The sequence below is a fragment of the Formosa undariae genome (assembly GCF_042427615.1).
In the GTDB taxonomy this organism is placed as follows: Bacteria; Bacteroidota; Bacteroidia; order Flavobacteriales; family Flavobacteriaceae; genus Formosa; species Formosa undariae.
On sequence record NZ_JBHMEZ010000013.1, the window covers coordinates 131541 to 146052 of the forward strand.

Annotated in this window: 6 protein-coding genes; 2 read left to right on the forward strand and 4 right to left on the reverse strand. The window is 34.0% G+C overall.

Features of this window, described 5'->3' with window-relative positions; genetic code table 11:
• The first annotated feature begins 18 nt into the window (after nucleotides 1-18).
• Entirely contained in the window at nucleotides 19-2613 is a 2595-nt protein-coding gene (locus ACFFVB_RS15265; protein ID WP_382384086.1) for a mechanosensitive ion channel family protein, read from the forward strand.
• A gap of 161 nt (nucleotides 2614-2774) precedes the next feature.
• Here the strand turns inward: ACFFVB_RS15265 and ACFFVB_RS15270 are convergent, their stop codons facing one another.
• Together ACFFVB_RS15270 and ACFFVB_RS15275 are read right to left on the reverse strand one after the other, a co-directional pair.
• Nucleotides 2775-4130, reverse strand: a complete 1356-nt coding sequence (locus tag ACFFVB_RS15270; protein ID WP_382384087.1) for a UDP-N-acetylmuramate--L-alanine ligase — start codon at nucleotides 4128-4130, stop codon at nucleotides 2775-2777.
• A 54-nt stretch (nucleotides 4131-4184) separates the two neighbouring features.
• The gene (locus tag ACFFVB_RS15275; RefSeq protein WP_382384088.1) at nucleotides 4185-4931 is read right to left on the reverse strand and encodes a tetratricopeptide repeat protein; all 747 of its coding nucleotides are present in this window, start codon (nucleotides 4929-4931) and stop codon (nucleotides 4185-4187) included.
• 154 nt (nucleotides 4932-5085) lie between these two features.
• Between ACFFVB_RS15275 and ACFFVB_RS15280 the strand changes: the two genes are divergently transcribed.
• Nucleotides 5086-11580, forward strand: coding sequence for an alpha-2-macroglobulin family protein (locus ACFFVB_RS15280; protein ID WP_382384089.1), 6495 nt, complete (start codon nucleotides 5086-5088; stop codon nucleotides 11578-11580).
• A 642-nt stretch (nucleotides 11581-12222) separates the two neighbouring features.
• On the opposite strand, the gene obgE is transcribed toward ACFFVB_RS15280, so the two are convergent.
• Nucleotides 12223-13221 (reverse strand): GTPase ObgE, encoded by a 999-nt coding sequence (gene obgE / locus ACFFVB_RS15285; RefSeq protein WP_382384090.1) that lies wholly within the window; start codon nucleotides 13219-13221, stop codon nucleotides 12223-12225.
• 64 nt (nucleotides 13222-13285) lie between these two features.
• A complete protein-coding gene (locus ACFFVB_RS15290; protein ID WP_382384091.1) occupies nucleotides 13286-14395 on the reverse strand; it encodes an adenylate kinase in 1110 nt (369 codons plus the stop codon).
• Nucleotides 14396-14512 lie beyond the last annotated feature (117 nt).

Consider the following 14512-nt stretch of genomic DNA (forward strand, 5'->3'; position numbering starts at 1 on the left):
AAATTTATATCGCCCAACATGAAACTTAACAGTCTTCGTATAAAATACTTCTTATCACTATTACTGTGTTTATCTGTATTCACAATCAATGCACAAACAGATTTACTTAATGGCATAGAACCTAGTTCTCAAAATTTAGATTCGTTAAGCGTTAAGAAACTAAAGGCGATTTCTTCTGTTAATCTTGTTCGGGAAATAGACAATGCGAATAGTGAACTTAAGCTAATTCAGAAAAAAACGCAAATTCCAACTAGCATAATAAAAATTGATTCTGCGCATATCAAGCATTATCAATTTATATTACAGGAATCTAATACGGTCGAAAATTTTATGAAGGCTAATCCCAACCTTCAAAAAATAAACAACCTTATTACCAAATGGAACGGTTATAAAAAAACATTAACGGCATGGCAAACCTCTGTAAACGATCAGCAAGTTCGTAATTCAAGATTTGTAAGCGATATTATTAATAAGGAAAAAATTTGGGGGTTAAGTTATCAAGATGCTTTAGACACCAGTGCTCCTGAAGAAATTTTAACGTCAATTAATACTGTATGGGAGAAAACAAAAGATACTAAAGCAGCTATTCTTAAAAACAATAACTACTACCTCGTACTCGAAACTAAAATAAACGAACAAATTAGCATTATAGAGCAAGTAATGGATGAGTTGTTGACATTAAAGAACTCCGATGTTTACGATATTTTTCATCAACGCCACGCAGCGTTATGGCACATCTCTTTTACCGGAGAAAGCGAAGTACCAAGTGAAAGCGACGATGTAGAATCTATTAAAAACAATATTTCCACTACGTACAACTATTTAAGAGATCGTACTGGGGTACTCTTTTTTTACTTCATTTTTATTGGTATTATAACCCTTTTTATTACGCGATTAAAAGCTGGATATTTGAATTTTCCGTTTAAAGAAAGATCAAAAACCTATAAAAAAGCTAAGGACATTATTCTAAATAAAAGCACCATTTGCATAGTGTTTTTATCTCTTTTGGTTTCTAAATCGATGTTCTCGAATACACCTAAGTTATTTATAGATATAACTACGCTTCTTATACTTATCTGTGCTGTCCCGTTAATAAAACCCTATATGCACAAGAAATTTAAAGACATTATTTTCTTTGTCATTATATTCTTTATAATAAATGCCACTAAATCTTATATATGGTTTTCGTCTTCGGTTTACAGAATTTATATCTTATTTGAAGCTTCACTATTAATCTATATGCTTTACAGATATACAAATCCATATCTAGAAACCAAAAAATTAATAATAGATGGTTTTGGAAAATTACTCATTCGCTTAACGCCGGTAATCTATATTTTATGTATAATCTCTATAATTTCTAATATTTTCGGATATACTAATCTAACGGATATCACTTTAAAGATTAGTACACAAAGTGGAATAAGCACTACTTTTTTCTACAGTCTATTAATGGTCTTCAATGGCATTTCGTTAGGGCTAATAAACCGTCATTTTGGAGTAAAAAAAACGTATATCCCTACAGAACGCTGGGATATCGAAAAAATAACCTTAAAAGTTACTAGAACCCTTATTGCAATTATTTGGACATTATACTTTCTTAATATTTTAGATGTATTAAGACCCATGATTGATATTATTCAGGATACGATTACAGAACCCTACCAAATAGGTAGTTTAACCTTTACGCTAGAAGGTATTCTAGGTTTTATTTTTACTTTAATACTAACATATACGATAACAAAAATCATTTCATTTTTAATAAATGATGGCGATGGTGTTCTTCGTCTCTTAAAATTACCAAAAGGAATTCCTGCAGCTATTTCGTTAGTTATAAGATATTTTATTATGGCATTTGGTGCGGTTTTAGCCCTTGGTGCATTAGGTATCGATTTAAGCAAATTTAATTTAATGGCAGGAGCCTTAGGTTTGGGTATTGGTTTCGGATTACAAACAGTAATTTCCAATTTTGTATCTGGTTTAATTTTAGTTTTTGAACGTCCTATTTTACCAGGAGATACCGTAGAAGTCAATAACTTATTAGGAACTGTAAACCGCATAGGTGTGCGATCTTCGAGCATTAGCACCTTCGATGGCGCCGAAGTAGTAGTACCCAATAACAATTTAATTTCTAACGACTTAATAAACTGGACACTCTCCAACAATATTAAACGTATCGAAATCTTAATCGGAACCTCATACGATTCAGATCCCAACCGCGTCCTTGAAATTCTTACTGAAATTGCAAAAGATTATCAGTTTACTTTAAAAGACCCTGCTCCCAAAGCGCTTTTTAGCAATTTTGGGGATAGCTCGCTAAATTTTAGATTATTATTTTGGGTACATTACGAAATTGGTATGCAATCTAAAAGTGATATTTCTATTAATATTTACAACAAATTTAAAGAAGAAGGCATTGAAATTCCGTTCCCACAACGTGATTTAAATGTGAGAAATATACCTGAAAATTTGAATTTTAAATCGTTTCAAAATGAGTTTAAAGCACCTATTACTGAAGAACCTTTAAATAAGAATTTAGAAAAACCATTTATCGAACCTGTAAAAACAGATGTAGATTCTGATGATTCATCTAAAACCGACGACAGTAAATAGAATACAATTCTAGGCATAAAGAAAGCGAGATTTAGAATTATCCAAATCTCGCTTCTTTGTTATATTTTTTAAAACTGAATTTAATGGTAGTTTAAACAAAGCCCTATCTTCCTGATTCTTGATTCTTGATTCTAAAAGCGAAGCAATCTTTGTTCTTGAATCTATTTAATCAGAGACTTCACATCGTCGAAATCTAACCCACCATAATTCCCTGAACTCATCAATAACAAGGATGTATTCTCGAAATTCTGCTCGAATAAAAAGGTTTTAAAATCTTCTGGATTGGTGTAGATAATTAAATCGTCTCGCTCGAAAGCTGAAGCGATTTGTGCTTCGGTTACAGTATCTAATTTTTTAATCTCTACGGCATGCGGAGAATAGAATACCACAGCGACATCGGCAGCATCTAAAGTCCCTTTATACTCCTTTAGAAATTCAGCATTTAAACTGCTATAGGTATGTAATTCTAGACATGCTACTAGTTTTCTGTTTTCAAACTGTTCTTTTACAGCTTTGGTAGTCGCTTCCACTTTACTTGGCGAATGTGCAAAATCTTTAAAAGCAATACTATTTTGCCCTTCCGCTATTTTTTCAAGACGCTTACTTGCCCCTTTAAATGTAGAAATGGCTTCGTAGAAATCGTCTTCATCAATTCCCATATGCTGACAAATCCACTTTGCACCTCCCAAATTATTTAGATTATGCTTTCCAAACACTTCGATTGGCAACGGACCTTCTGCTGTTTCTAATAAGGTTTCCCCATCTTCAACAGTATACTCAGGTGTATGATAAGGTAATTTTCTAATCGGATTCACAGACGCTTCAACAACACGTTTTACAGCTTCGTCTTCTTCATTATAAGTAATGCTTCCTCCGCTTACTATACTATTTACAAAAATCTGGAACTGTTCTTCGTAATTCTCATACGTTGGAAACACATTAATATGATCCCAAGCAATACCACTTAACAGGGCAATGTTTGGTTTGTACAAATGAAATTTAGGCCGTCGGTCTATAGGCGAACTTAAATACTCATCGCCTTCTAACACTATAAAATCATTGTCGTCGGTAAGTTTTACCATCACATCAAAACCTTCTAATTGCGCACCAACCATATAATCGACATCGCGGTCATGATATTCCATAACATGTAAAATCATTGAGGTAATTGTTGTTTTTCCATGACTTCCACCAATAACTACACGCGTTTTATTTTTAGATTGTTCGTATAAAAATTCAGGATAACTGTAAATTTTAATCCCCAATTCTTGAGCTTCTAACAACTCCGGGTTATCGGCTTTGGCATGCATTCCTAAAACCACAGCATCTAAATCGGTTGTAATTTTTTTTGGAAACCACCCGAAAGATTCCGGTAATAATCCTTTTGTTTGTAATCTTGATTTAGAAGGTTCGAAAATCACATCGTCACTTCCTGTTACCTGATATCCTTTGTTATGTAAGGCCAAGGCTAAATTGTGCATCGCACTTCCGCCAATGGCTATAAAATGTACATTCATAAACTTATTTTGAAGACCGTAAATATACACGTTTTAGTACGTTTTTCTGAAAGATTATTGGGTAATCTCTTCTAATTTTTGCTGAAGTTCTTCGGCTTTTAATCGTTCAAACCCCATCTCTAAAACAACAATAGCTTTATCTTTCTGGTCTCGATTTAAATAAAATTCAGTAAGAGCCATATAACAGGTTTTCGAACCGCCAATAGCTACAGCTTGTTTGTAAAACTGTTCTGCTTGTTTAAAGTCTTCATCTTTGTTGTAGAGATAGCCTTTTGCGAGATAGCCATCTACTTTAGACAATGATTCTAATTGGTTGGCATACATTATGGCTTTTGAAGTGCTCCCACCAAGAACAGTGGGTAATTCCATATAAATTTTCACTAAAGCCCAACGGGTTTCTATATGATTTGCATCTAATTCTGAGGCTTCAATACATTCTGATTTCGCCTCCAAAATCAACGGAATAGCCATAAGTTTATTTACCGATAAAGCTTTCATTGCTAAAGCTCCTCCATATTTATAATGATAATTAGCAACTTCAGGATATAAATCAACTAAACCTTTATATTGAGTAATTGCAGCATCCCAATCTTTTGTATGGCTATAGGCATCGCCTAACAATTCGACCGACTTAGATTGGTCTTCCGAGAATCCATCAGTTAGTGGTTCTAAAATTGAAATGACCTTAGTGTAGTTTCCTTTATCAAAATACGTCTGCGCCTCAGAGAAACGCGTTTGCGAATACAGCAACTGCGGAAGTCCTAAAAGAATTACAAAAGAGTAAACGTAACGAAATTTCATAACGCAAAAATAACGATTAATCGCTTCCTTTTATCTAATTCTTAAAACACAAACCACTAAAAAAAGAGTAACTTTCTCATTTAAACTCAAATTGGAACTGTTTTTGATTTCAACCTAATAATCAAACAGCATACGCATTAACCAATATCTCGATATGAAATTTATAAAGCCCCTAATTTTAAGCCTAATTTTCACAAATAGCATACTGGCACAACAACCCAATTTTGAAAGCTTATGGTATGAAGTCGAAAAATTAGAGCTTACAGATTTACCAAAATCGGCATTGGAGAAGGTTGAAAATATTGACAAACTTGCAATTAAATACAACAATCAACCTCAGCACATTAAGTCGATGTTGTACAAGAGCAAATTTGCTTTGGTACTCGAAGAAGACGCTCAACTTAGTATTATAAACAACTTTAAATCTGAAATAGCCAAAAGCAAAGCGCCAACAAAAAACATATTAGAAAGCATGTTGGCCAATTTATATTGGGATTACTTTAAGCAAAACCGCTATAAGTTTTACAACCGGACGAGAACTGAAGAAAAAATAGATAAAACTGATTTTAGAACTTGGGATTTAAGCACCCTTTATGAAGATATTCAGTTACATTTTCAAAATAGTTTAGCTAATGAAACGGTCTTAAAACAAACTCCTATAGATGATTTTTCCGATATATTATTAGAACAGAAAGATTCTAAAATTTTTCGTCCAACACTATACGATTTACTAAACCATAATGCACTAGCCTTTTTTAAAAGCACAGATCGTAACATTACTAAACCTGCTTATAAATTTGAAATAGATGACTCCAAATTACTAAGTCCTGCTCATGAGTTTTCTAAATCAAAACTAGAAACAAAGGACTCATTGTCGCTAGAATTTCAGGCATTAAAAATCTATCAAAATTTAATCATTTTTCATCTAAAAGATAAAAACACAGAAGCCTTAGTAACTGTAGATATCGAACGCTTATTATTTATAAAAGACAAAGCTGTTTTCGAAAAATCTGACGAATTATTTATGCAAGTCTTACGTGATTACAGTAAAAAGTATAACAATACATTGGCAAGTGCATACTACGATTTCGAACTAGCCAAAATGATAAAAACCCAAGGAGACAGCTACAGTCCAGAATCGAATACAGAGGTAAGGTGGAAATTAAAAGACGCCCTAGCGTTGTGCGATTCTGTTATTTCTAAATTTCCTAACAGTAAAATAGCAGAACACTGTAAACTTTTAAAATCAGAAATATTACGTCCTAAAGTTTCTATTAGAAACGAATTAATACTACCTACCTGTACTAAATCTAGATTCTTAATCACATATAAAAACACTGAGCACTTAGATTTTAAAGCTGCAAAAATAAGTCATAATGCATTTGAAACCTTCAATGACTATTATACCACAAAAGACAAGGACAGTTTTGCAAGTACCTTACAATTTAATAAAACGTGGACAGCCGATTTAAAAACCGAAAACGACTACCAAGAACACAAAACCGAGATTATAACTCCCGAATTTGATAATGGTATTTACTTAATTACGATTACAGATACTGCTTCAAAAACTATAGAATACACAACGCTACAGGTTTCTAATATTGCGATTGTAAGAAAAGAAAATTCTAAATATATTATTTTTCAGGCTATTGATAGAAATATGGGAAAGCCATTTATTAATGCTGAAGTGACTATAAATTACAGATTCGATAACGTTAAGAAAAAAACAGAAAAAGAATATACCGATGCCTACGGAAATGTAAAAATTCGGAAAACGACAAGACGCGAATATGCACGTTTTGATTTAGTTTTTAATACTGGAAATGACACAGCCTATTTCGATAATTTTTATTTAAATTATTACGATAACAGAGAGAAAAACACTAACAAAACAACTTATAATTCCTTTGTCTTTACCGACCGAAGTATATATCGTCCAGGCCAAACCGTGTATTTTAAAGCCATTGGTATGAAAACAAAAAATGGGGTGAATGCCGTTTTAGAGAACAAAAATGTAACCGCCACATTATACAATAATAATTACGAAGAAGTCAATAAACAAAGCTTTACAACGAATGCATTTGGTTCAATTCATGGGGAGTTTATCTTGCCAAACTCAGGTTTAAACGGACAGTATCATATTCAAATAAACACAGGTTCTAATAGCATTAACATGCTTTCTAGAGCTTATTTTAATGTAGAAGATTATAAACGGCCAACGTTTGAAGCTAATTTCAAGCCTGTAACTGAAACCTATACCGTAAACGATTCGATCACAATTAACGGAGAAGCGCTTGCATTTACAGGGAGCAACATTACAAACGCTAATGTTGTATATCGCGTAAAACGGATGGTAGATTTACCATATAGGTATTACAGAACGCAACCTATAAATTACAGTGAACCGCAAGAAATCGCGCATGGAGAAAGCCAAACAGATGATTCTGGAAATTTCAAAATCCATTTTAAAGCGATAGCTAACCTGGACTTCAGTAAAAAAGACTTACCTGTTTTTCGTTATGAAGTCACAGCCGATATCACAGATATTAATGGAGAAACACGTTCTACCTCAACTACTATTTCTGTAGGTTACCACACAGTAAAAGTGCAATTACAGGTTGATAACAAATTAGACAAAAAAGCTAAAACCAATCAAATTAGTATATATACAACTAATTTAAATGGACAATTTACACCTGTTACAGGAACTCTAAAAATATATAAATTACAAGCTCCAAATCAGGTGTTACGTGAACGCCCATGGTCTGCACCAGATTATCAAGTTATTGATAAAACCACTTTTAACTCACTTTTCCCTAACGAGGCCTATACCAATGAAGACAAACCTGAAAATTGGAAAAAAGGAACTCTTGTTTTAGAAGAGACTATAAATACGGCAAATACGAAATCGATTCTTCTTAATAAAACAAGGCGATGGGAATCAGGAAAATACACGGCTATTTTTGAAAGTAAAGACAAACATAATCAGATTATAGAAGATGAAACACCTTTTGAGTTATATAGCTTAGATGATAAAACTGTTTCAGATCATGGAATATTTGAAATAAAAACTAATAAGTCCGAATATAATCCTGATGATGTTGCAGAAATAACCTTAGCTTCTGCTGCAGAAAACATAGTTATTACTTTAGAGGTTGAGAAGAATCACGAGGTTTTTGAGCGACATACTATTACCCTAAACCAGGATAAGAAAACAATTAAGATTCCCGTATCGAAATCAGATTTAGGCGGATTTGCAATTCATTATAGCTATGCTGTCTTTAATACGTTTAAAACCGGCACAGTAAATATAAGAGTACCCTATCCGAAAACAGATTTACAGATTGAAACTAAAACATTCCGAGACAAAATACAGCCGGGAGAAAAAGAAACATGGAGTTTTAAAATATCTGGACCTCAAGGCGAAAAGGTAACGGCAGAAGTTCTTGCAAGCATGTACGATACTTCTTTAGATCAGTTTATTGCGCACAGTTGGAGTATAAACTCGACTTATAAACCTATGTATTATTCTTACAACAACTGGAGAGCTAACGAGGCCTTTGGGACTAATTATTCAAATTTAAATTTTAATATATCAGACTTAAACATAATCCCTCAAGGTTTTGATTCCTTAGATGCATTTGGTTTTAATTTCAACGGAAACAATTGGGCGAATAGGCAATATTTAATGCGTATTCAAATAAAAAATATAGCAGAGTATAATGATTCTATTCCCGCAGGATATATTCACGGTACAGTATTAGACGCTATGGGCTCGCCTCTTCCAGGTGTAAACATCGTTATTAAAGGAAGTACTGAAGGCACACAAACCGATTTTGATGGAAAATTCGTCATCAAAGCAAATGATAAAGACACTATTACCCTAAGTTATATTGGGTTTTTAACCTCAGAATTTAATGTAGATCATAAAAACACATTTGTAATTCGCATGGCAGAAGATAGTGCGTCTTTAGATGAAGTTGTGGTAATGGGTTATGGTACTCAACGCAAAAAAAGTATAACTGGGTCAGTCTCTGATGTAGAAAATGTGTCCAATGAAACGGAAATTGATGAAACTGTAATGGAAAAGGTACAAGTACCATTTTCTATTCGTGGTATTGGTTCAGAAGATAACGAAGGCATAGCACCACTTTATATTATTGATGGCGTAGTTTCTGAAACAAATGATCTTAATAAAGACGACATTTTAAAGCTTGAAGTCTTAAAACCAAATGAAGCAACTGCTCTTTATGGAGTTGCAGGAGCAAACGGCGTCATTATCATTACAACCAAAAACGGTTCTAAATTTAACGACGTAAAAATCAGAAAAAATCTAAAAGAAACCGCTTTCTTCTTTCCACAGTTACAAACCAATAGCGACGGCGAAGTTAGTTTTAGTTTTACTTCGCCTGAAGCATTAACCCAATGGAAACTACAACTTTTGGCGCATACATCGACTATGCAAAGTGCAGAACGCACATTAACAACCGTAACTCAAAAAGAATTGATGGTTCAGCCAAATGCTCCTCGATTTTTACGTCATGGCGATGCAATTACCATTAGTAGTAAAATAATAAATCTGTCTGACAAACAATTAGAAGGTGAAGCCATTTTACAACTTTTCGATGCGGTTACCAATGCACCTATAGATATAAATTTAGAAAACACAAATGCAGTAAAATCTTTTACTGTAGACACCAACAACAATACACAAGTCTCTTGGACTCTTAAAATTCCAGAAACTGTCGATGCTGTGCAATATAAAATCATTGCCAAAGCAGGAACATTTAGCGATGGTGAGCAAAATGTTTTACCCGTGTTATCTAACCGTATGTTGGTTACCGAAAGTATACCCATGTGGGTAAACGGCAATGAATCGCGTACCTTCCAATTAGATAAATTAAAAAACAACACGTCTAAGACATTAAAACATCACAAACTTACTTTAGAGATTACGTCTAATCCAGCTTGGTATGCCATTCAAGCCTTACCGTATATTATTGAGTATCCGTTTGACTGTAACGAACAAATATTTTCTCGTTTTTATGGGAATGCCTTAGCGAGTCACATAGTGAATTCTAATCCGAGGATTCAAGAGGTATTTAATTTATGGGCTTCAAAAGATGCGTTGATAAGTAATCTTGAGAAGAACGACGAATTAAAATCGATTCTTATTGAGGAAACGCCTTGGCTGCGTGACGCCCAAAGTGAAACGGAGCAAAAGAAACGTATTGGCTTATTATTCGATATGAATACCATGAGTGCTAAAATGCAAGTCACGCTTCAAAAACTGGAAAGTAATCAGTTAGGTTCTGGCGCTTGGCCTTGGTTTGCTGGCGGACGCGAAAACAGATACATCACACAACATATCGTTACAGGTTTCGGACATTTACAACACTTGGGTGTAGATACTAAAGATTCGAAAAACATGATATCTAAGGCTCTTAAATTCACCGATGCCGAATTTATAGAAACCTATAAAGACATTGCTAAATACAATGCAAAACCAGATTATGACGCTTATCATTTAAACAACATACAGTTGCATTATTTATATATGAGGAGTTTCTATTCTGAAAACAAACCTTCTGAAGAGCTTCAAAATATCATTAATTATTATAGCACTCAAATTAAAACATATTGGACAAAAGGTTCGTTATATAACAAAGGCTTAATGGCTTTAATAGCGCAGCGTTCAGGAGATAAAAAAACTGCAACTGCCATTATTAAATCTTTAAAAGAAAATAGTATCACCAATAATGAATTGGGTATGTATTGGAAAGCCAACACAGCATCGTGGTATTGGTACGAATCGCCAATCGAAACTCAATCGTTATTAATTGAAGCCTTTTCGGAAATTGAAAAGGACACGAAAACCATAGATAATTTAACAAAATGGTTATTAAAAAACAAACAGACCAATCGTTGGTCTACTACAAAATCTACCACAGATGCTGTATATGCTATTTTATTAAAAGGTAGCGACTGGTTATCGGTTACAGAATCTTTAGATATCACGGTTGGCGGACAACCAATTCCTGAAGATAAATTAAAAGATACTAAAGTTGAAGCAGGCACAGGTTACTTTAAAACCACTTGGACTGCCGATGAGATTACACCTGAATTGTCAGAAATCACCTTAACTAAAAAAGATAAGGGTATGGCTTGGGGAAGTTTGTACTGGCAATATTTTGAAGATTTAGATGCCATTACCTCCGCAGAAACCCCTTTACAATTAACCAAAAAGTTATTCCTTAAATCTAATACTGATACAGGTGAAGTATTAACCGAAGTTATTTCTGAAACCACTTTAAAAGTAGGTGATTTAATTCGAGTAAGAATCACATTAAAAACAGACCGTGATATGGAGTTTCTGCATATGAAAGATATGAGAGCTTCCGGTTTAGAACCCATAGACGTTATTTCTAAATACAAATGGCAAGATGGATTGGGTTACTACCAAAGTACAAAAGATGCGGCAATGCACTTCTTTTTCGATAACATCCAAAAAGGGGTATATGTATTCGAATACGATTTACGCGTAAATAACGCCGGAAAAATGAGTAACGGCGTTTCGACCATTCAAAGCATGTATGCTCCTGAATTTAGTAGTCATAGTGAAGGAGTTCGCATTTCGGTAGAGTAGTTAAAAAGAAAGCTAGAATCATTAATTAAGGTCATGCTGAACTTGTTTCAGTATCTCACATCTAACTCCAATATGATTACTCAGATGGGACCCTGAAATAAATTCAGGGTGACGAACAACACTAATTAAAATTAGAACTTAAATTACAAACTAGCGTCATGCTGAACTCGTTTCAGCACCCCACAACTAACTACAATGTGATTATTCAGGTGTGACCCTGAAATAAATTCAGGGTGACGAACAACATTAATTAAAATCAGAACTAAAACTACAAACTAGCGTCATGCTGAACTCGTTTCAACATCCCACTACTAACTCCAATGTGATTACTCGTATGAGACCCTGAAATAAATTCAGGGTGACGAATAACATTAATTAAAATTAGAACTTAAATTACAAACTAGCGTCATGCTGAACTCGTTTCAGCATCCCACCACTTACTCGAATGTGATTACTCGAATGAGACCCTGAAATAAATTCAGGGTGACGAACAGCATTAATTAAAATTAGAACTTAAATTACAAACTAGCGTCATGCTGAACTCGTTTCAGCATCCCACAACTAACTCATAGAAAACTTTACAAACAAAAAAAGGAGCCTTAACAGCTCCTTTTTTTATACTCTATATTGAAAAACTTCGACTTAAACGTTCAACATTTTCCAAAGTTTATCTTTCAATTCTGTAATCCCTTGTTGGGCAACCGATGAAATAAAGATATATTCTACACCTAAATTTTTATCAAGTTCCATGCGTAATTCTGCTTGTAACTCATCATCTAACATATCACATTTAGAAATAGCAACAAGACGATCTTTATCTAACATCTCAGGATTATAACGTCTAAGTTCGTCTAATAAAATTTCATATTGCTTGCTAATATCGTCGGCATCAGCAGGAATTAAAAACAGTAACGTCGAGTTACGTTCTATATGTCTTAAGAAATAATATCCTAATCCTTTTCCTTCTGCAGCACCTTCAATAATACCAGGAATATCGGCCATTACAAAGGTTTGGAAATCACGATATTCAACGATACCTAAGTTAGGTTTTAGCGTCGTAAACTCGTAATCTGCAATTTTCGGTTTTGCTGAAGTAATTACAGACAATAACGTTGATTTCCCTGCATTAGGGAAACCTACTAAACCAACATCGGCAAGTAGTTTCAACTCTAAAGTCACATATTTTTCTTCTAATGGCATACCCGGTTGTGCGTAACGAGGCGTTTGGTTTGTGGAACTTTTAAAATGCCAGTTTCCACGACCACCCATTCCTCCTTGGCTCACAATACGCTCTTCTCCAACTTCTGTGATTTCGAAAAGTATATTATCAGTTTCAGTATCACGAACCACAGTTCCTAACGGCACATCTAAATACACGTCTTCCCCATCGGCACCAGAACTACGTCCACTACTTCCATGTCCTCCATGACCCGCACGTAAATGACGTTTAAATTTTAAATGAAAAAGAGTCCATAAATTATCGTTTCCTCTAATAATAACATGACCTCCTCGACCACCATCTCCCCCATCGGGACCTCCTTTTGTAATATATTTCTCACGATGTAAATGCGTAGATCCTTTACCTCCGTTCCCGGATGTTAATTGGATTTTCACATAGTCTACAAAATTTCCTTCAGTCATAATTACTTGGACTTCTTATATGAAGTCTTTAAAATGTTATAAAAATCTAATTGAAATATTTCAATTATAGCTTATCGATTACTTGGCTTAAACGCACTGTAATATCTTCGATAGAACCTACACCGTCCACGCCAAAATATTTGTCTTGTGCAGAATAGTAATCTTTTAAAATCGCTGTTTTAGAATAGTATTCTTTAATACGGTTCGCGATAATAGACTCGTCTGCGTCGTCTGAACGCCCACTAGTTTTACCACGTTCTAATAAACGTTCTATTAATATTTGGTCTTCTACTTCTAATGCAATCATGGCATTAATTTCAGAATCTTTACTCTTCATTAATTCTTCTAAAGCTGCTGCTTGTGCGTTGGTTCTTGGGAAACCATCGAAAATAAATCCGTTAGCACCGGCGTTTTTTTCAACTTCAGCATTCAACATATCAATAGTAACTTTATCTGGAACCAATTCGCCTTTATCCATAAAAGATTTGGCTAGCATTCCTAAAGCGGTTTCATTCTTTATATTGTAACGAAATACATCGCCAGTAGAAATATGTACTAAATTGTATTTTTCTTTTAAAAAATTTGCTTGTGTTCCTTTACCTGCACCTGGAGGTCCAAATAAGACTAAATTTGTCATATGTTGAGTTGTTTTTATTTGATATACTTCTGGTAAATTCCGACCTAATCCATCGTAATCTAAACCAAAACCAACTATAAATTTGTCTGGAATTTCTATACCGACATAGTGCAGTTTGAAATCCTTTTTATAGGCTGTTGGTTTATAAAATAAGGTCGCAATAGTAAGCGATTTAACGTTTTCATTTTTAAAAATACGATGAATTTCGGCTAACGTCCGCCCTGAATCTATAATATCTTCAAGGATAATTACTGAACGCCCACTTAAATCTTGAGTTAAACCTATTAAACGCTGAATGTCTTCTGTAGATTTCACACCTTCATAAGACGCTAATTTAATAAAAGTAACCTCGCAAGGGTTTGGATATTTCTTAACAAACTCGCTTACAATCATAAACGAACCATTTAAAACCCCTACAAAAACAGGAACTTCATCGGCAAAATCGACAGCTACTTGTTCTGCCATTCTAGTAATAGCATCATCTATTTGCTTTGCTGTAATAAATGGCTTAAAATATTTGTCATGAAGTTTAATCATAAAATATCCTGATTTTCGTTAATTCTTGGCAAAGATAATCAAATGAGACCTATAATCTAATTTTAGAAAAAGGTTTCATACTATTGATTTCTTAATTTTAGAATTAATTTCATATTA